Source organism: Nonomuraea sp. NPDC049028 (genome assembly GCF_043197735.1).
Lineage (GTDB): Bacteria > Actinomycetota > Actinomycetes > Streptosporangiales > Streptosporangiaceae > Nonomuraea.
The window spans coordinates 1,385,849-1,403,737 of record NZ_JBICTR010000001.1; the positions used below are offsets into that span (position 1 = coordinate 1,385,849).

16 protein-coding genes are annotated in these 17,889 nt (G+C 69.8%); 12 read left to right on the plus strand and 4 right to left on the minus strand.

Annotation, left to right across the window (positions count from 1 at the left end; translation table 11 throughout):
- Nucleotides 1-17: 17 nt before the first annotated feature.
- A complete protein-coding gene (locus tag ACGFJ2_RS06235; RefSeq protein WP_393465219.1) occupies nt 18-1,679 on the minus strand; it encodes a class I adenylate-forming enzyme family protein in 1,662 nt (553 codons plus the stop codon).
- A gap of 211 nt (nt 1,680-1,890) precedes the next feature.
- Between ACGFJ2_RS06235 and argC the strand changes: the two genes are divergently transcribed.
- The 9 genes from argC to ACGFJ2_RS06280 are packed head-to-tail and all read left to right on the plus strand — an operon-like array spanning nt 1,891 to nt 11,103.
- Complete coding sequence (gene argC / locus ACGFJ2_RS06240; RefSeq protein WP_357955501.1) at nt 1,891-2,919, plus strand: N-acetyl-gamma-glutamyl-phosphate reductase; 1,029 nt, start codon at nt 1,891-1,893, stop codon at nt 2,917-2,919.
- A 55-nt stretch (nt 2,920-2,974) separates the two neighbouring features.
- Nucleotides 2,975-4,126 carry a bifunctional glutamate N-acetyltransferase/amino-acid acetyltransferase ArgJ gene (gene argJ, locus ACGFJ2_RS06245; protein ID WP_357955499.1) on the plus strand — a complete coding sequence of 384 codons (1,152 nt, stop codon included), beginning with the start codon at nt 2,975-2,977 and terminating at the stop codon, nt 4,124-4,126.
- Complete coding sequence (gene argB, locus ACGFJ2_RS06250; RefSeq protein ID WP_393465223.1) at nt 4,123-4,995, plus strand: acetylglutamate kinase; 873 nt, start codon at nt 4,123-4,125, stop codon at nt 4,993-4,995. Before argJ ends, argB begins: the two co-directional genes overlap by 4 nt.
- Entirely contained in the window at nt 4,995-6,161 is a 1,167-nt protein-coding gene (locus tag ACGFJ2_RS06255) for an acetylornithine transaminase (protein ID WP_364003712.1), read from the plus strand. The genes argB and ACGFJ2_RS06255 overlap by 1 nt, the downstream gene beginning before the upstream one ends.
- Nucleotides 6,158-7,129, plus strand: coding sequence for an ornithine carbamoyltransferase (argF, locus tag ACGFJ2_RS06260; protein ID WP_393465226.1), 972 nt, complete (start codon nt 6,158-6,160; stop codon nt 7,127-7,129). Before ACGFJ2_RS06255 ends, argF begins: the two co-directional genes overlap by 4 nt.
- Nucleotides 7,126-7,632, plus strand: a complete 507-nt coding sequence (locus ACGFJ2_RS06265) for an arginine repressor (protein WP_357955491.1) — start codon at nt 7,126-7,128, stop codon at nt 7,630-7,632. Before argF ends, ACGFJ2_RS06265 begins: the two co-directional genes overlap by 4 nt.
- Nucleotides 7,633-7,661: 29 nt before the next feature.
- The gene (locus tag ACGFJ2_RS06270; RefSeq protein ID WP_357955489.1) at nt 7,662-8,861 is read left to right on the plus strand and encodes an argininosuccinate synthase; all 1,200 of its coding nucleotides are present in this window, start codon (nt 7,662-7,664) and stop codon (nt 8,859-8,861) included.
- 32 nt (nt 8,862-8,893) lie between these two features.
- Nucleotides 8,894-10,315: an argininosuccinate lyase gene (gene argH / locus ACGFJ2_RS06275; protein WP_393465321.1), complete on the plus strand. Its 1,422-nt coding sequence runs from the start codon at nt 8,894-8,896 to the stop codon at nt 10,313-10,315.
- A gap of 8 nt (nt 10,316-10,323) precedes the next feature.
- Complete coding sequence (locus ACGFJ2_RS06280; protein ID WP_393465230.1) at nt 10,324-11,103, plus strand: DNA-3-methyladenine glycosylase; 780 nt, start codon at nt 10,324-10,326, stop codon at nt 11,101-11,103.
- Here ACGFJ2_RS06280 and ACGFJ2_RS06285 read toward each other — a convergent pair.
- Nucleotides 11,043-11,444: a PH domain-containing protein gene (locus tag ACGFJ2_RS06285; RefSeq protein ID WP_393465233.1), complete on the minus strand. Its 402-nt coding sequence runs from the start codon at nt 11,442-11,444 to the stop codon at nt 11,043-11,045. The genes ACGFJ2_RS06280 and ACGFJ2_RS06285 overlap by 61 nt on opposite strands.
- Nucleotides 11,445-11,528: 84 nt before the next feature.
- Between ACGFJ2_RS06285 and tyrS the strand changes: the two genes are divergently transcribed.
- Complete coding sequence (gene tyrS, locus ACGFJ2_RS06290; protein ID WP_358187090.1) at nt 11,529-12,794, plus strand: tyrosine--tRNA ligase; 1,266 nt, start codon at nt 11,529-11,531, stop codon at nt 12,792-12,794.
- Between the two features lie 103 nt (nt 12,795-12,897).
- On the opposite strand, the gene ACGFJ2_RS06295 is transcribed toward tyrS, so the two are convergent.
- Nucleotides 12,898-14,343: a glycosyltransferase family 39 protein gene (locus ACGFJ2_RS06295; protein ID WP_393465237.1), complete on the minus strand. Its 1,446-nt coding sequence runs from the start codon at nt 14,341-14,343 to the stop codon at nt 12,898-12,900.
- Nucleotides 14,344-14,374: 31 nt separating this feature from the next.
- Between ACGFJ2_RS06295 and ACGFJ2_RS06300 the strand changes: the two genes are divergently transcribed.
- Nucleotides 14,375-14,974 (plus strand): HAD family phosphatase, encoded by a 600-nt coding sequence (locus ACGFJ2_RS06300; protein WP_358187085.1) that lies wholly within the window; start codon nt 14,375-14,377, stop codon nt 14,972-14,974.
- Nucleotides 14,975-15,559: 585 nt separating this feature from the next.
- Here the strand turns inward: ACGFJ2_RS06300 and ACGFJ2_RS06305 are convergent.
- Nucleotides 15,560-15,943, minus strand: coding sequence for a PPOX class F420-dependent oxidoreductase (locus tag ACGFJ2_RS06305; protein ID WP_393465240.1), 384 nt, complete (start codon nt 15,941-15,943; stop codon nt 15,560-15,562).
- Nucleotides 15,944-16,032: 89 nt separating this feature from the next.
- On the opposite strand from ACGFJ2_RS06305, the gene ACGFJ2_RS06310 reads away from it, so the two are divergent.
- Nucleotides 16,033-16,476: a MarR family transcriptional regulator gene (locus tag ACGFJ2_RS06310; RefSeq protein WP_357955476.1), complete on the plus strand. Its 444-nt coding sequence runs from the start codon at nt 16,033-16,035 to the stop codon at nt 16,474-16,476.
- Nucleotides 16,477-17,889: the final 1,413 nt, after the last annotated feature.

The window sequence follows — 17,889 nt, forward strand, 5'->3', positions numbered from 1 at the left end:
CCCGCACCTCGCGCCTTCTAGGCGCCCAGCACCTCGCGGCGCAGGTGGGTCTTGAGGATCTTGCCGCCCGGGTTGCGCGGCAGCTCCGCGTCCCTGAACCAGATGTGCGCGGGGATCTTGAACTTGGCGATGCGTTCCGCCAGGAAGGACTGGAGCTCCTCGGCGGTGGTCGAGGTGCCCGGCTTGAGCCGGATCACCGCGCCCACCTCCTCGCCCAGCTCGTCGTGCGGGACGCCGATCACCGCGGCGTCGTCCACCGCCGGGTGCTCGAACAGGGCCGCCTCCACCTCGGCGCAGTAGACGTTCTCGCCGGCCCTGATGACCATGTCCTTGGCCCGGTCCACGATGTAGACGAAGCCGTCCTCGTCGATCCTGGCCAGGTCACCGGTGTGCAGCCAGCCGTCGACGAAGGTCTGCGCCGTCGCCTCCGGCTTGTTCCAGTAGCCCATGATGACGTTCGCGCCGCGTACGCACAGCTCGCCCACCTCGCCGGGCGGCAGCTCCTCGCCCAGCGGGCCGGACACCCGGACGTCGACCACGGCCGTGGGCAGGCCGATGCTGTCGGGCCTGGCCAGGTAGTCGGGGCCGGCGTTGCCGATGGCCAGGCCGGTCGTCTCCGTCATGCCGTAGCCGTTGGAGGCGGCGCGGTCGGGCAGGTTCTCGCCGATGCGCTCCAGCAGCTTCGGCGGAGCCGGTGCCCCGCCGTAGCCGAGGGTGGTCAGCGACGACAGGTCGTACTTGACGAAGTCGGGATGCGACATCAGCTGCCACGCGTTGGTCGGCACGCCGATCATCGCGGTGATCCGCTCCCGCTCGATGAGCCGCAGCGCCTGCCCGGGGTCCCACTTGTACATCAGGACCAGCCCGCCGCCCGCGAACATGGTGGTGGTCAGCGCGGAGAAGCAGCCGGTGACGTGGAACAGCGGCACGGTCAGCAGCGTCACCCGGCGCGTGCCCGTCGCCGCGGCGACGTCCTTGCCCGCCAGCGCGACCCCCCGGATCAGCCCGTAGGCGAGGGTCATCGGCGACTGGCCCAGGTTGCGGTGGCTGCCCAGCGCCCCCTTGGGCTGCCCGGTCGTACCGGAGGTGTAGAAGATCGTGGCCGGATCCTCGGGGGAGAGCTGGACGTCCGGCAGCGTCACATCCCCGCTGACCTCGCCCAGCACCTCGGCGAACGAGCGCGCGCCCTCGGGCACCTCGCCTCTGGCCAAGATCATCGGCACGCCCGTGCCGGCGAGCCGGACGGCCCGCTCACCGTCCACGATCAGCACCTTGGCGTCGCAGTCACGTACGCCGTACGCCAGCTCCGACTCGGTCCACCAGGCGTTGAGCGGCACGGCGATGGCCCCGGCGGCGAGAGCGGCGGAGAAGGCCACCGCCCACTCCGGATAGTTGCGCATGGCCACGACCACCCGGTCGCCCTTGGCCACGCCGTAGTCGGTCACCAGGCGGTTGGCCAGCGTCGCCGCCCGCCTGAAGTGCTCCTCGAAGGTGATGTGCTCGTCCTCGTAGACGAGGAACTCCTTCTCGCCGTGGTATCTGCTCATCTCCAGCAGAGCGCGGAAGTGGGCCGGAGCGTGTTTCCAGGTCCGCACCCCCGTATCGCCGATCTCCTCCATCTCGAAAAGCTGGCCAGGACCGGTGAGCTGGGCTTGGACCTGGGCATGAGAAAGAGTCATGCGAAGTACTCCCGCGGTGGACGGCGCTATCGGATAAATCACAGTACCGACCGGTAGGTACGTCGCGCTAGAGCGCGAAATCCGGCTGAAACGGGGGGTTAACCGTCTCGCTATGTGAGCGCAATGGCGCGCCCAGCTTGCGTGTTCATGCCCTGGAGTGCATCATCGTCATAGTAAGGACATGAGTTTAGGTGCATGATTATGCAGGGGGTTGGGAATGAGAGCGGCGATCGCGGGAGCCAGCGGCTACGCGGGCGGTGAGCTTCTGCGCCTGCTGCTCGGGCATCCGGAGCTCGAGATCGGCACGCTCACCGCGGCCGCCAGCGCGGGCAGCGCGCTCGGTGCCCACCAGCCACACCTCCCGCAACTGGCCGACCGGATCATCGAGGACACCACCCCGGAAACGCTGGCCGGGCACGACGTGGTCTTCCTGGCCCTGCCGCACGGCCACTCCGCCGCCGTCGCCGCCCAGCTCCCCGAGAGCACGGTCGTCGTCGACTGCGGCGCCGACCACCGGCTCGCCGACCCGGCCGCCTGGCAGGAGTTCTACGGCGGCGAGCACGCCGGCACCTGGCCCTACGGCCTGCCCGAGCTGCCCGGCCAGCGCGAGGTGCTCAAGAGCGCCAAGCGCATCGCGGTGCCCGGCTGCTACCCGACCTCCGTCATCCTCGCCCTGCTGCCCGCCTTCGCCGCCGGCCTGGCCGAGCCCGACGTGGTCGTCGTCGCGGCCAGCGGCACCAGCGGCGCGGGCAGGTCGCTCAAGCCCAGCCTGCTCGGCAGCGAGGTCATGGGCTCGGTCAGCGCCTACGGCGTGGGCGGCGTCCACCGGCACACGCCGGAGATGGAGCAGGCGCTCGGCGCCGTCGCGGGCACGCCGGTCCGGGTGTCATTCACCCCCACACTGGCCCCGATGAGCCGCGGCATCCTGGCCACCTGCTCCGCCCCCGCCGCGCCCGGGCTGACCAAGGCCGCTGTGCGCGAGGCGTACGAGAACGCGCTGGCCAAGGAGCCGTTCGTCAACCTGCTGCCCGAGGGCACCTGGCCCGCCACCGCGATGACCTACGGCGCCAACACCGCCGCCCTGCAGGTGACGCTCGACGAGCGCGCGGGCCGCGTGGTCGCCGTCATCGCCATCGACAACCTCACCAAGGGCACGGCCGGAGGCGCGATCCAGAGCGTCAACCTCGCACTCGGCCTGCCGGAAGAGCTCGGCCTCCCCCTGACAGGAGTTGCTCCGTGAGAGAGCGCAGCGTACCAACCGACACAGCAGTCCAGCGGCCGGCAGAGGAGAACGCATGAGCGTGACCGCTCCCCTCGGTTTCAGAGCCGCGGGCGTCGCCGCGGGCATCAAGTCCGGCGACGCCCGTGACCTGGCCCTGGTCATCAACGACGGACCCAACCACGCCGCGGCCGGTGTCTTCACCGCCAACCGCGTCAAGGCGGCCCCGGTCCTGTGGTCGCAGCAGGTCCTGCGCGGCGGCCGGGTCCGTGCGGTCGTCCTCAACTCGGGCGGCGCCAACGCCTGCACCGGCCCCGAGGGCTTCCAGGACACGCACGCCACCGCCGAGAAGGCGGCCGAGGTGCTCCAGGACTCGGCGGGCGAGATCGCGGTCTGCTCCACCGGCCTGATCGGTGAGCGGCTGCCCATGGACGCGCTGCTGGCCGGGGTGGAGCGCGCCGCCGCTCAGCTGTCGCGCGACGGCGGGCTGGCCGCGGCCGACGCCATCCGCACCACCGACACCGTCTCCAAGATCTCCTTCAAGCGCGCCGACGGCTACATGGTGGGGGGCATGGCCAAGGGCGCGGGCATGCTCGCCCCGGCCCTGGCCACCATGCTCTGCGTGATCACCACCGACGCCGACCTGACCGCGGAAGAGCTCGACGCCGTGCTCCGCGAGGCCACCTCCAAGACCTTCGACCGCCTCGACGCCGACGGCTGCATGTCCACCAACGACACCGTCCTGCTGCTGGCCAGCGGTGCCGCCGGGGTCAAGCCGGACCTGGCGGAGTTCGGGCAGAAGGTCACCGAGGTCTGCGCCGACCTGGCCAGGCAGCTGCTGGTCGACGCCGAAGGCGCGTCCAAGGCCATCGCCATCGAGGTGGTCGGCGCGGCGTCGGAGGACGACGCGGTCAAGGTCGGCCGCACCGTCTCCCGCTCGAACCTGCTCAAGTGCGCCATCCACGGCGAGGACCCCAACTGGGGCCGCGTGCTGGCCGCCGTCGGCACCACCGACGCCGTCTTCGAGCCCGACCGGCTGAACGTGGCCATCAACGGCATCTGGATCTGCCGCGGCGGCGCCGTCGGCGACGATCGGAACAAGGTGGACATGCGCCCGCGCGACGTGACGATCACCATCGACCTGTCGGCCGGCACCCACTCGGCCACCGTCCACACCACCGACCTGACCGCGGACTACGTCCACGAGAACTCGGCGTACTCCTCATGAGGACCATCACCGCCCACACCAAGGCGGACACCCTCATCGAGGCCCTGCCCTGGCTGGCCCGCTTCCACGGCGCGACCGTCGTCATCAAGTACGGCGGCAACGCGATGATCGAGGAATCGCTCATGGAGGGCTTCGCCGAGGACATCGGCTTCCTGCACTACGCCGGTCTGCGGCCGGTCGTGGTGCACGGCGGCGGCCCGCAGATCAGCAAGCACCTCGACCGGCTCGGCATCGAGTCGACGTTCACGGCCGGGCTGCGGGTCACCACGCCCGAGGCCATGCAGGTGGTCAGGATGGTCCTGGTCGGCCAGGTCAACCGCGACGTCGTCGGCCTGATCAACAGGCACGGCCCGCTCGCGGTCGGCATGTCGGGCGAGGACGCCCACCTGTTCACCGCCGAGCGCAAGCACGCGCTCGTCGACGGCGAGCACGTCGACATCGGCCAGGTGGGCGAGATCGTCAAGGTCGACCCGGGCGCCGTCCAGGCCATGATCGACAACGGCCGCGTCCCCGTCGTCTCCAGCGTCGCCCGCGGCGAGGACGGCGAGATCTACAACGTCAACGCCGACACCGCCGCCGCCGCGCTGGCCGTCTCCCTCCAGGCGCAGAAGCTCATCGTCCTGACCGACGTCGAGGGCCTGTACGCCGGCTGGCCCGACGACACCGACGTGATCGACAAGCTCGACGGCGCCGAGCTGGAGGCCATGCTGCCCTCACTGTCCAGCGGCATGAAGCCGAAGATGGAGGCCTGCCTGACGGCGGTCCAGGGCGGCGTCCCCCAAGCGCACATTCTCGACGGCCGGGTCTCCCACTCGCTGCTGCTGGAGATCTTCACCGACCAAGGAATCGGAACCATGGTGATGCCCTGATGAACCTTCGCGACAGGTTCGAACAAGCCTTCATGCCCAACTACGGCGTCCCGCCGATCGCCCTGGCACGAGGCGAGGGCACCCGCGTGTGGGACGTCGACGGCAGGGAATACCTCGACTTCGTCGGCGGCATCGCCGTCAGCTCGCTCGGCCACGCCCACCCGGCCCTGGTCGAGGCGGTCTCCAAGCAGGTCGCGACGCTCGCGCACACCAGCAACCTCTACCTGCACGAGCCGGAGGTGCTGCTCGCCGAGCGGCTCCTCGGCCTGCTGAACGCCCCCGGCCGCGTCTTCTTCGCCAACTCCGGCACCGAGGCCAACGAGGCCGCCTACAAGCTCGCGCTCAAGTACGGCAGGCGCGACGGCCGCACCTACTTCGTCGCCGCCGAGAACGGTTTCCACGGCCGCACGATCGGCGCCCTCTCGCTGACGGGCAAGAAGTCGATCCGCGACCAGTTCGGCCCGTTCCCGGTAGAGGTCCAGTTCGTCCCGTACGGCGACGCCACCGCCCTCAAGGAGGCCGTGACGGGCGACTGCATCGCGGTGTTCCTGGAGCCCACTCAGGGCGAGGCAGGCGTGGTCCCGCCGCCCGACGGCTACTTCGCGGCGGCCCGTGAGATCTGCGACTCGACCGGCGCGCTGCTGGTCGCCGACGAGATCCAGTCCGCGATCGGCCGCACCGGGCACTGGTTCGCCCACCAGGCCGACGGCGTCACCCCCGACATCCTGACCCTGGCCAAGGGCCTGGGCGGCGGCCTGCCCATCGGGGCGTGTGTCGGCTTCGGCGACTCGGGCCGGCTGTTCGACAAGGGCGACCACGGCTCCACCTTCGGCGGCAACCCGGTCTCGTGCGCCGCGGCGCTGGCCGTGCTCGACAACCTCGACCTCGACCACGTGCGGACGACCGGAGCCCGGCTGCGGGCCGGGCTCGAAGCGGTCGCTCATCCGCTGCTGAAAGGCGTGCGCGGACGCGGGCTGTGGCTGGCCGCCGTGCTGGCCGAGCCGGTCTCCGGCAAGGTGCAGCAGGCGGCGGCGGAGGCGGGCTTCCTGGTCAACGCGCTGCAGCCGGACGCCGTACGGATCGCGCCGCCGCTGGTCGTGACGGCCGAGCAGGTCGACGCGCTCGTCGCCGCGTTCCCCGGGATCCTCGCCGAGGCGGCGAAATGACGGCGCGTGCGGGCTCGGGGCCGATCGAGCAGGGCGCGGCCGCGGCGCGTGTCCGGCATTTCCTGAGGGACGATGACCTGTCGCCCGCCGAGCAGGCCGACGTTCTCGACCTGGCCGCCGCGATGAAGAAGGACCGCTACGGATACCGCCCCTTCGAAGGGCCGCAGACCGTCGCCGTCCTGTTCGACAAGCCCTCGACCAGGACCCGCGTCTCCTTCGCCGTCGGTATCGGCGAGCTGGGCGGGCTCCCGCTGGTCATCGACGGCGGCAGCTCCCAGATGGGCCGGGGCGAGCCGATCGAGGACACCGCCAGGGTGCTCGAACGGCAGGTCGCCGCGATCGTCTGGCGCACCGGCGCCCAGGCGGGTCTCGACGGCATGGCCGCGGGCACCGCCGTGCCGGTGGTCAACGCGCTGACCGACGAGTTCCACCCCTGCCAGATCCTCGCCGACCTGCTGACCGTCCGCGAACGGTTCGGCAGGACGGCCGGGCTGACCCTGACCTACCTGGGCGACGGCGCCAACAACATGGCCCACTCCTACCTGCTGGGCGGCGCCACGGCCGGGATGCACGTACGGATCGGCGCCCCCGTCGGCTACCAGCCGGACGCCGTCATCCTCGACCAGGCCGCCGCCATCGCCGCGACGACCGGCGGCTCGGTGATCTCGCTGACCGATCCGGCCGCCGCGATCCAGGGCTCGCACGTCGTCGCCACCGACACCTGGGTGTCGATGGGCCAGGACGGCAAGGACGAGCGGGTGCGCGCGCTCATGCCGTACCAGGTCAACTCCGAGCTCATGGAGCACGCCGCGCACGACGCGATCGTGCTGCACTGCCTGCCCGCCTACCGCGGCTACGAGATCACCTCCGAAGTGATCGACGGCCCGCGCAGCGCCGTGTGGGACCAGGCCGAGAACCGCCTGCACGCCCAGAAGGCGCTGCTCCACTGGCTGGTGAGCCCAGCATGACCATTCCGATGACCAAGGTCGCGCGGCAGGCGAAGATCACCGACCTGCTGCAGCGGCAGGCCGTCCGCTCCCAGCCCGAGCTGGCCAAGCTGCTGGCCGAGAGCGGCGTGGAGGTCACCCAGGCCACGCTCTCGCGCGATCTGGACGAACTCGGCGCGCTCAAGCTGCGCGCCGAGGACGGCTCGCTGGTCTACGCGCTGCCCGGTGAGGGCGGCGGCCGCATCCGGGTGGCCAGGCTGGGCACCGGCGAGTCCCCGGCCGCCCGGCTGCACCGGATCGCCGAGGAACTGCTGGTCTCCGCCGAGGCGTCGGCCAACCTGGTCATCGTCAGGACTCCGCCGGGCGCCGCCCAGTTCATGGCCTCGGCCATCGACCACGCCGACTGGGAGTCCATCCTCGGCACGGTGGCGGGCGACGACACGATCCTCGTGATCAGCCGCGATCCCCAGGGCGGGAGCGTCGTGGCAGAGGCCTTGCTGAGGGTCGCCGCCCGGCGTACATAGCCCGTTTTACCAAGATTTTGGAGGTACCGATGACTCAGAGAGTGGTACTCGCCTTCTCCGGAGGTCTGGACACCTCCGTCGCGATCCCGTTCCTGGCCGAGAAGATGGACGCCGAGGTGATCGCCGTCGCCGTGGACCTCGGACAAGGCGGCGAGGACATGGAGGTGATCCAGAAGCGGGCCATGGACTGCGGCGCGGTCGAATCCGTCGTCGTGGACGCCAAGGAGGAGTTCGCGGCCGACTTCTGCGTGCCCGCGCTGCAGGCCAACGCCCTCTACATGGACCGCTATCCGCTCCTGTCGTCGCTGTCGCGCCCGCTCATCGTCAAGCACCTGGTGAGCGCGGCCAAGCAGTTCGGCGGCACGATCGTCTCCCACGGCTGCACCGGCAAGGGCAACGACCAGGTACGGTTCGAGGCCGGCCTGGCCGCGCTCGCCCCCGACCTGCAGGTTGTCGCCCCGGCCCGCGACTTCGCCTGGACCCGCGACAAGGCGATCGAGTACGCCGAGCAGCGGGGCCTGCCGATCGAGACCTCCAAGAAGAACCCGTTCTCCATCGACCAGAACCTGTGGGGCAGGGCCGTCGAGACCGGCTTCCTCGAGGACATCTGGAACGGCCCCACCGAGGACGTCTACGCCTACACCGCCGACCCGGCCGTCCCCCGCGACGCCGACGAGGTGGTCATCACCTTCGAGCAGGGCGTCCCGGTCAAGCTCGACGGGCGTCCGCTCACGCCGTACCAGGTGATCGACGAGCTGAACACCCGCGCGGGCGCGCAGGGCGTCGGCCGGATCGACATGGTCGAGGACCGGCTCGTCGGCATCAAGTCGCGCGAGGTGTACGAGGCGCCCGGCGCGATCGCACTGATCACCGCGCACATGGAGCTGGAGAACGTCACCGTCGAACGGGACCTGGCCCGCTTCAAGCGCGGCGTCGACCAGCGCTGGAGCGAGCTCGTCTACGACGGCCTGTGGTTCTCGCCGCTCAAGGACGCCCTCGACGCGCTCATCGCCGAGGCCCAGAAGCACGTCACCGGCGACATCCGGATGACTCTGCACGGCGGCAAGGCCACCGTCAGCGGCCGCCGCTCCGAGCAGTCGCTGTACGACTTCTCGCTGGCCACCTACGACACCGGCGACACTTTCGACCAGTCGCTGGCCAAGGGCTTCGTCCAGCTGTTCAGTCTGCCCTCCAAGATCGCCGCCGCGCGCGACGCGAAGAAAGGATGATGTGCACTATGGTCGCGGGGGACGAGAAGGAGATGACGTTGAGTGATGGCAAGCCGATGCGGCTGTGGGGCGGGCGATTCGAAGGGGGTCCCGCCGACGCGCTGACCCGGCTGTCGGTGAGCGTGCACTTCGACTGGCGGCTGGTGCCGTACGACCTGGCGGCGTCCAGGGCGCACGCCCGGGTGCTGCACAAGGCGGGGTTGCTGAGCGACGACGAGCTCGAACGCATGATCGGCGCGATCGATGACCTGGAGCGAGCCTGCAAGGCGGGCGAGTTCCGGCCGACGGTCGCCGACGAGGACGTGCACACCGCGCTCGAACGCGGCCTGCTGGAGCGGCTCGGCTCGCTCGGCGGCAAGCTGCGCGCCGGCCGCAGCCGCAACGACCAGATCGCCACCGATCTGCGCCTCTATCTGCGTGACCACGCCCGCACGATCGTCTCCCGGCTGGTCGAGCTGGAGACGGCGCTGATGGCCCAGGCCGAGCAGCACGCCGACACGGCCGCGCCCGGCATGACCCACCTGCAGCACGCGCAGCCGGTCTCCTTCGGACACCAGCTGCTCGCGCACGTGCACGCCTTCGCCCGCGACATCGACCGGGTCACCGACTGGGACCGCCGCGCGGCCGTCTCGCCGCTCGGCGCCGGCGCGCTGGCCGGCTCGTCGCTGCCGCTGGACCCGGAAGCCGTGGCCGTAGAGCTGGGCTTCTCCTTCGCCTCGCTCAACTCCATGGACGCGGTGTCCGACCGTGACTTCGCGGCGGAGTTCCTGTTCACCGCGGCCCTGATCGGCGTGCACCTGTCGCGGCTCGGCGAGGAGATCGTGCTCTGGGCCTCGCAGGAGTTCCGCTGGATCGAGATGGACGACGCCTACTCCACCGGCTCGTCGATCATGCCGCAGAAGAAGAACCCCGACGTCGCCGAGCTGGCCCGCGGCAAGTCCGGGCGGCTCATCGGCAACCTCATGGCGATGCTCACGACCCTCAAGGGCCTGCCGCTCACCTACAACCGCGACCTGCAGGAGGACAAGGAGCCGGTGTTCGACTCGGTCGACACGCTGCTGCTCGTCCTGCCCGCGATGGCCGGCCTGATCGCCACCATGCGGGTCAACACCGCGCGCCTGGAGGCGTCGGCTCCCGACGGCTTCGCGCTGGCCACCGACCTCGCCGAGCTGCTCGTACGCCGCGGCGTGCCGTTCCGCGACGCGCACGAGGCGGTCGGCCACCTGGTGGTGTGGTGCCAGGTCAACGACAAGGACCTGGGCGACCTGACCGACGACGAGCTGGGCAAGGTCTCGCCGCACCTCACCCCCGACGTCCGCGACGTGCTCAACGTCCCCGGCGCCCTCGCCGCCCGCAAGGCCCACGGCGGCACGGCGCCCGACCGGGTCCGCGACCAGCTCGCCGCGCTGCGCGAGACGGTCGACGCCCAGGCGGCGTGGGCCGCGGGGGCCTAGCCTCCGGCATGGACTCCGGGACCCTGGATTCGGCACCCCTGCCTCGCAGCTTCTTCGACCGGCCGTCGCACGAGGTCGCGCCCGACCTGCTCGGGCGCGTGCTCGTGCACGGCCCGGTCGCGGTCCGGCTCACCGAGGTCGAGGCGTACGGCGGCCCCGGCGAGGATCCGGCGGCCCACACCTACCGGGGACGGACCGCCAGGAACGCGGTCATGTTCGGGCCACCTGGGCATCTGTACGTGTACTTCACCTACGGCATGCACTTCTGCGCGAACCTGGTGTGCCTGCCCGAGGACCACGGGTCGGCGGTGCTGCTGCGGGCCGGTGAGGTGGTGGCGCGGGCCGACCTGGCCCGCTCGCGCCGCTCAGGAGACGGCGACGGACCGCCCGTCTCCGGGCGCAAGCCGATCGCGGACCGGGACCTCGCTCGCGGCCCCGCCCGGTTGGCGGTCGCCCTCGGGCTGGCGCGCGAGCACAATGGGCTCGACGCCGTATGGGAGGGCTCACCGGCTGTGCTGCCGCACTTCCATGACGCTTCTCGCGGCGATGAGCCCGAACACGCGGCGTGGCTCACCGGGCTGCCCAAGGGGACCGTGGCCATGCTCGGCGGGCGGCCCGCAGAGGCGGACAGGATCAGGTCGGGGCCGCGCACCGGGATCTCGACCGCCAAGGACACCCCGTGGCGGTTCTGGATCGACGGTGACCCGACCGTCTCACCCTTCCGGCCTCACACGCCGCGCCGCCGCAACACCGCGGCCACCTCGGTCGGGGAGGCACCCAGCTCGTGAGCGCTGAAGATGTGCAGCTGGTCGCCGGTGTCGATCTCCAGCATCTCGCTGCGCAGGCCGTACCTCCTGCGTACGTCCACCTGGATGTTCTCGATCGCCTCCCACGGGACGTGCCGCCGCCCGGCGAAGCCGTGCACCACGGTGACGCCGCTCTCGTCGGCCGCCAGCCGTACCGGGACCAGGACGTCACGCAGCCCCATGGCCCCCACCAGCAGGGCGGCCGGCACCGCCAGCACCACCCCGCGTACATCACCCTGGACATACCAGAACAGGGCGAGACCGGCACACGCCACAGCCCCTAGGATCTTGAAAACGGCCAGCTCGCGACGGACCTTCCACATGGCGACCGAGATTATCCAAGTGGCGGTCATCCGGCGCGATCGGGCACTCTGTAACCACTCGACGTCTCCTGGAAAGCCAGCACCGTGACCGACATTCTCGATGAGCTCGAATGGCGCGACGTCCTCGCGCAGACCACCGACATCGACGCCCTGCGCGCGGCGCTGTCGAAAGGTCCGATCACGGTCTATGCGGGCTTCGACCCGACCGCGCCGTCCCTGCACATGGGCAACCTGGCCACGCTGCTGATCCTGACCCGGTTCCAGCGGGCGGGCCACAAGCCGATCGGCCTGGTCGGCGGCGCCACCGGCCTGATCGGCGACCCCAGCGGCCGCAGCACCGAACGCGTACTCAACACCACCGAGGTCGTGGAGGAATGGGTCTCCCGGATTCGGGTGCAGGTGGAGAAGTTCCTGACCTTCGACGACAGCCCCACCTCGGCCGCGCTGGTCAGCAACCTGGACTGGACCGCCGAGATGTCGGCCATCGGCTTCCTGCGCGACATCGGCAAGCACTTCCCCGTCAACCGGATGCTCGCCCGCGAGTCGGTGGCGGCCCGGCTCGGCGGTGAGGGCCTCAGCTACACCGAGTTCAGCTACCAGATCCTGCAGGCCAACGACTACCTGGAGCTCTACCGGCGCAACGGCTGCACGCTCCAGGTCGGCGGCAGCGACCAGTGGGGCAACATCACGGCCGGCGTCGACCTGGTCAGGCGCGTCGAGGGCGGCCACGTGCACGCCCTGACCGGCAAGCTGATCACCAAGGCCGACGGCACCAAGTTCGGCAAGACCGCGGGCGGGTCGGTCTGGCTCGACGGCGCGCTGACCTCGCCCTACGCCTTCTACCAGTACTTCCTCAACGCCGACGACCGCGACGTGGTGCGCTTCCTGAAGGTGTTCACCTTCCGCGAGCGCGAGGAGATCGAGGCGCTGGAGAAGGCGGTGGCCGACCGCCCGTTCGCCCGCGAGGCGCAGCGGACGCTGGCCGAGGACCTGACCACGCTCGTCCACGGCGCCGACGAACTGGCGGCGGTCGTGGCGGCGTCCAAGGCGCTGTTCGGTCAGGGGTCGCTCGAGGAGCTGCCGGGCTCGACGCTGGCCGCGGCGCTGGCCGAGGTGCCGAAGGCGACGGTTCCGGCTCTCGGGGCGCCGTTCGTGGACCTGCTGGCGGACAGCGGGCTGGTGGAGTCGAAGTCGGCGGCCAGGCGGGCGGTGAAGGAGGGCGGCGCGTACCTCAACAACGTCAAGATCACCGACGAGTCGTACGTGCCTGAGGCTTCGGACCTGCTCCACGGGCGGTTCATGGTGCTCCGGCGCGGCAAGAAGGCGGTCGGCGGCGTCGAGGTCGGCTGACCGCGCCTTTCGCTTTTCGCCTTTCGCTTTTCGCGTGAGTTGTGCGGGCCCTTCCCAGGTTGTGTGGGAAGGGCCCGGTCTATCTGTGGGCCTATTTGCTGGCCTATTTGTGGGCGAACACGGCCACGGTGAGGCCGGGCGTCTCCGCCGAGTGCCAGGCCCCGGTCTGCTCGTAACCCGCCTCCAGTACGGCCTTAACCCGCGGCAGCTTCTGCCCGGCGGACTTGACCCCGCGCCACACGACCCAGACCCGCTCTCGATCGGCCAGCGCGGCGGCGACGTCATCGCGCTCAGGAAAGCCGAACCCCTCCGCCTCCGGAGCGGCCCCCAATCGCAGCACGTCGTCCGGCATCGACCCGTTACGGTAGTAGTCGAACCCCGCACGCACCGAGCTCTGCCCGAACACGACCGCGTCCCCCGGCCGCGCCTCCACCTTCCGCACGGCCCACGGAAAGTCCTCGAAGCGCCCGTTGGCCTCCCGTACCTCCACCTGCTGCGGTACGCCCACCGCCACGGCGACCACCACCAGCCCGCAGCAGGCCACCACCCCTCCCCGCGGAACACTCGCCACCGCGATCCCCGCCAGCAACGCCAGAGCGGGCGCGGCGACGAACAGGTACCGATCCACATAGACCGGCGTCACCAGATGCGACACGGCCAGCAGCAGGACGGGCGGCAGCACCAGCCAGCCCAACAGCGTCCCCGCCCACGCCCTGTTGCGCAGCAGCACCACACCGGCCAGCGCCACCACGAACAGCACCACCCCCACCTCGGTGCTCCCCGCCGCCATCTTCGGGAACTTCAGCAGTACCTCCGGCCCGCGCTGTGGGATCCAGCTGATCGCATGCCGCTCGCCGTACCCGACCAGACCGAGAACGAGCGCGGGCAGGCAGCCGACGGCGACCGCGGGCGCCCACCTCAGGAGCACGGTGCGGCGGGGGAGCAGCGCTACGGCGGCGACCAATTGAGCGGGCAGCACGAGCACCGCGAACAGGTGTGTGCAGCACACCAACGCCACCGCCGCCGCATAGACCACCCAGGGCGCGCGCTCGGCCTGCTCCTGGGCTCGCGTGGCGCGGTGAACGGCCCAGAACGAGAAGACCACCGCGGCGGCCGCGGGTGCGTACGAGCGGGCGAAGGCGCCGTAGTACGACACCGACGGCAGCGCCGCGAACAGCAGGCCGGCCGTCACCCCCGCCCACGTACTGTGCACCCGCCGCCCCAGGTCCACCAGGAACCACGCGGCGACCCCGATGGCCAGCGCCGATGGCAGCCGCAGCCACAGCTCCGCGGTCCCGGCCTTCGCCCAGAGCTGCATGAACAGGTAGTACGGCAGGAAATGACCGTCGATGTGCCTCGCCAGCTCCCACAACCCCGGCAGCGACCGGGACGCGGCGCTGATCGTGGCCAGCTCGTCACCGTTGAGAGAGGCGGATCCCGAGCCGCTGAACGCCACGACTCCGGCGATTCCGGCCACCCACCACGGGCTTGACCTGCGCGAACGTATGACTGGCCGGGCTGGAGGGGCGAGGGTGGAGGCGGTGGTCACCGGGGCAGAATACGCGCATAGGCTCAGATTTATGCCTGAAGTGATCGTGTTTGACCTTTACGGAGTTATCGCCCGCGTTCAGACCGCTGACGCCAAACAGGGCCTCGTCGACCTCGCCGGAGTGCCGGGGGAGAGCTTCTGGGAGGCGTACTGGGGGTGCCGGCCCGACTATGACGCCGGTCAGGACGCCGTGGCCTACTGGGCGGCGGTCGCCGGACGGCTGGGCACGCGGTTCGCCGACGTGGACGCGCTGATGGCGGCCGACCTGGAGAGCTGGTGCCACGTGGACGACGAGATGGTCGCAGTGGTGCACGAACTGGCCGATCAGGGACGGACGCTCGGGCTGCTGTCGAACATCGTTCCGGACCTGGTGCCGCTGTGGGAGGCGCGGCACGGTGACTGGCTGGGCCGGTTCGCGTCGCTGACGTACTCGTGCCGGATCGGGGTGGCGAAGCCGGACCGGCGCGCGTACGAGATCTGCGCGCAGCGGTTGGGAGTGGAGCCGGGGGAGGCGCTGTTCTTCGACGACAACGAGGTCAATGTGGTCGCGGCTCGGGAGGCGGGGATGGCGGCGGAACTGTTCGTCTCGCCGGCGCAGGTACGCGCGCTCACGCTTTCCGGTGGGTCTTGACCGTCCACCGGGGTCTTCGGGTGGGTCTCGATCCGTCGGCGCTGAGCGTGACGTCCCGCAGAGCGGTGTAGTTTCTCACCCGGTCAGCCCTGTGCGTCCACGTAGGAAACGAACAACAAGATCGTTGATCCACCGCTGGGGGGACATCACTTGATTCGTTCGAGCGGCGTCGTTCGCGTAGTAACAGCCGCGGCGCCGGCCTGCGGGACGCCGGGCTTGCCGCTCGCGTGGGCCTTGGCCAAGCCGTCACCCACCCTGGGCGGTCGTGGGCGAGCCTGACCAGCGCCGCTCACCCGCAGCGGTCTCGCCCACTCGCAGGTTTCGCCCAGCTTCGGCCATCTCGCCCACCCTCGGCCATCTCGCCCACTCGCGGTTCTCGCCCATCCGCAGCCGTCTTGCACCCCCGCAGCTCTCGCCACTCACTCGCGGCGGTCTTGTCTCCCCGCAGCGGTCTCGCGCTTCCAGGCCCGCTCGGGCGGCGGCGGCTCGGGCCATGGTGGCCGCCCCCGGTCTTCACGGGCTGGTCGCTGATCGTTTCACTGGTTGGTCGTACGTGTTGTCGTCACTGGTTGGTCGTACGTGTCGTCACTGGCTGGTCGTACGTGTCGGCCGGGCGACGATGACCACCCGCCGCTCCGCGTCGCCCACCGGCCGGTCGTACTGCAGGCCGTAGCGGGTGGCGAGCACGTCGAAGAAGTCGCCCGACAGGTCGGGGTCGATCCGGTCCACCACGGCCCGGATCTCCAGGTACCGATACGGCTTGTCGGGGTCGTTGATGGAGACCGCCAGGTTCCCATTTGCCGCGACATTTCGGTATTTCTGGCGGTCCGTGGTAGTCGTGAAGCGCAGGAACTCGCCGTCCCACACTGTCCAGACCGGGTTCACATGTGGCTTCCCGTCTGGCGCGATGGTGGCCAGATGCGCGAACAGCGGCCTGGTCAACAGGTCCAGATGGCTCTCAGGAATCACGTGACGCCTCCTCATTCGTGTGTACGGCTCTGCACATTATCAAAGCTTTGATAGTCGTCAATGCTAGATTTCTTGTAGCATCTCGTGTCATGGGCATGCCCGCGGAGGAGCGCCTCGGCCTCGACATCAAGCGAGCCGAGCAGGAACTGATCGCCGCCAAGCAGGTCGCGGTCAGGCCCGCGGGGCTGACAGTGCCGCAGTACGCGACGCTCTACGTATTAGCGGCCAACCCCGGCATCTCGGCCGCCGCTCTCGCCCGAGCCTGCTTGGTGACCCCGCAGGCGATGACCGTGGTGCTGAAAAACCTCGAGGCACGTGGCCTGGTCGAACGTACGCCGCACCCATGGCATGGCAATGTCCTGGAGACCCGACTCACGGACGCCGGCCGCCTTGCGCTGGAGGAGGCGGACGAGCGGGCGGTGCGGATAGAGCAGGCGATAGCGGACGAACTCACCGCAGAGGAGCGTGACACCCTGCGCTCCCTCCTCCGACGCTGCGGAACGGCGATCGACCGGGCATCCTCGCAACTGTGAAGGTTTGCCCTCGGCGCCTACACCGGGCGTTCCGCAGTGATGACGTCCCGCGGTGTGGATTCTCGGCCGCTCGACCCCGATCATCCCTGGTAGAAGCCATGTAACGAGATCGTGGATCATCACTTAGTGGGATGTCATCCCCGCGGTACCACGTTCACCTGTTCGGTCCGCGCTCCTGTTCGGCTCGCCATCCGTCCGATCCGTCCGGTCCGTCCGGTCCGTCCAGTCGCGATCCGTCCGGCCGCCGTCCGGTCGCCATCCCTCTGGTCCTGGGTCCGTCCGGTCCTGGGTCCGTCCGGTCCTGGGTCCGTCCGGTCCTGGGTCCGTCCGGTCCTGGATCCGTTCGTGGAGGAGAAATCGCAGCACGCAAGAGCGACCTGACGCTGATGGGTGTCTACTTGTTCACCCCAGCCATGCACGAGGCCTGTCCCGCGAGCCGTTCGGATGACGTCCCGCAGAGCGGCGTCGTTTCTCACCCGCTCAGCCCTGTGGCTCCGCGTAGGAAACGCACGGCGAGATCGTTGATCCACCCCTGGGTGGGACATCACCTCCGTTAGGCCCCGCCCGCTCTCCCGGTCCGCGCTCTCTGCCTTCTGCCCGCTTCGTGGTCGGTCCGGCTCGCCCTCTGCTCAGCTCGCCCTCTATCTGGTCCGCGTTCTGTCCGGTGCGAGCTTTGCTCGGCCCGCCCTCTATCCGGTCCGCTGTCGGTCCGGACCGCTGTCGGTCCGGACGGTGCACCGGACTCAGGGTTGCCCGCCCCGCCCCAAAGCTCATCTTGCTCATCTTGCTCATCCGCATATCGGCAATGGGTTCCGAGCCTCGTCATGTCCCGCCATCTCCCTCCAGGAAACTGGGGATATGTCCCGCCATGTCGCTAGTTGCCGCGGCTTGGACGCTTCGTGTCTCCGATCTGCTCGGCGTTTGCGCAGATCAGAACCGGCCTTGCTGGAGGTCCCGTGGACACCTAGAGAGCGGGCGTGAACGCCGATTTGACGTGGGGCGAACGGCGACCTAATCTTCTCTTCGCCCCGGGAGTGAGCCGGACGCCGATCAGGCGGACGGGCCCCCAGGGCGAACCCCTTGAGAAACGAGCCACTCGGCCAGGCGCTTCCATGCGCTCGCTGGCACGAGTCGTCTCGGGTGCGCTCAGATCACCGGAAAATCGGTTGATTCGACAAGCCCAGGATGGCACGGTAAGTTATGAGGGTTGCCCTGGAGACAGGGTGCACAATCTTAGACGGTTTGCGCAGCTTCCAGCAAGTCTCCGATTTGACGCGAAGCTGACAAGCTGGATAAGCTTAGGACACAACGAAATGAACGCCTCTCGCAGGTTGGGGAGTACGCGTCCGTTTCTTGAGAACTCAACAGTGTGTTAAAAGCCAGTGCATGATGCACAACCCCGTCATGTCCATG

What these genes read in the sequence shown, in the direction of transcription:
- argB (WP_393465223.1), top strand. Translation starts at nt 4,123, where the DNA reads ATGAGGACCATCACCGCCCACACCAAGGCGGACACCCTCATCGAGGCC.
- ACGFJ2_RS06300 (WP_358187085.1), top strand. Translation starts at nt 14,375, where the DNA reads ATGCCTGAAGTGATCGTGTTTGACCTTTACGGAGTTATCGCCCGCGTT.
- ACGFJ2_RS06310 (WP_357955476.1), top strand. Translation starts at nt 16,033, where the DNA reads ATGGGCATGCCCGCGGAGGAGCGCCTCGGCCTCGACATCAAGCGAGCC.
- argF (WP_393465226.1), top strand. Translation starts at nt 6,158, where the DNA reads ATGACGGCGCGTGCGGGCTCGGGGCCGATCGAGCAGGGCGCGGCCGCG.
- ACGFJ2_RS06270 (WP_357955489.1), top strand. Translation starts at nt 7,662, where the DNA reads ATGACTCAGAGAGTGGTACTCGCCTTCTCCGGAGGTCTGGACACCTCC.
- argJ (WP_357955499.1), top strand. Translation starts at nt 2,975, where the DNA reads ATGAGCGTGACCGCTCCCCTCGGTTTCAGAGCCGCGGGCGTCGCCGCG.
- ACGFJ2_RS06280 (WP_393465230.1), top strand. Translation starts at nt 10,324, where the DNA reads ATGGACTCCGGGACCCTGGATTCGGCACCCCTGCCTCGCAGCTTCTTC.
- ACGFJ2_RS06255 (WP_364003712.1), top strand. Translation starts at nt 4,995, where the DNA reads ATGAACCTTCGCGACAGGTTCGAACAAGCCTTCATGCCCAACTACGGC.
- argH (WP_393465321.1), top strand. Translation starts at nt 8,894, where the DNA reads ATGACGTTGAGTGATGGCAAGCCGATGCGGCTGTGGGGCGGGCGATTC.
- ACGFJ2_RS06285 (WP_393465233.1), bottom strand. Translation starts at nt 11,444, where the DNA reads ATGTGGAAGGTCCGTCGCGAGCTGGCCGTTTTCAAGATCCTAGGGGCT.
- ACGFJ2_RS06235 (WP_393465219.1), bottom strand. Translation starts at nt 1,679, where the DNA reads ATGACTCTTTCTCATGCCCAGGTCCAAGCCCAGCTCACCGGTCCTGGC.
- ACGFJ2_RS06265 (WP_357955491.1), top strand. Translation starts at nt 7,126, where the DNA reads ATGACCATTCCGATGACCAAGGTCGCGCGGCAGGCGAAGATCACCGAC.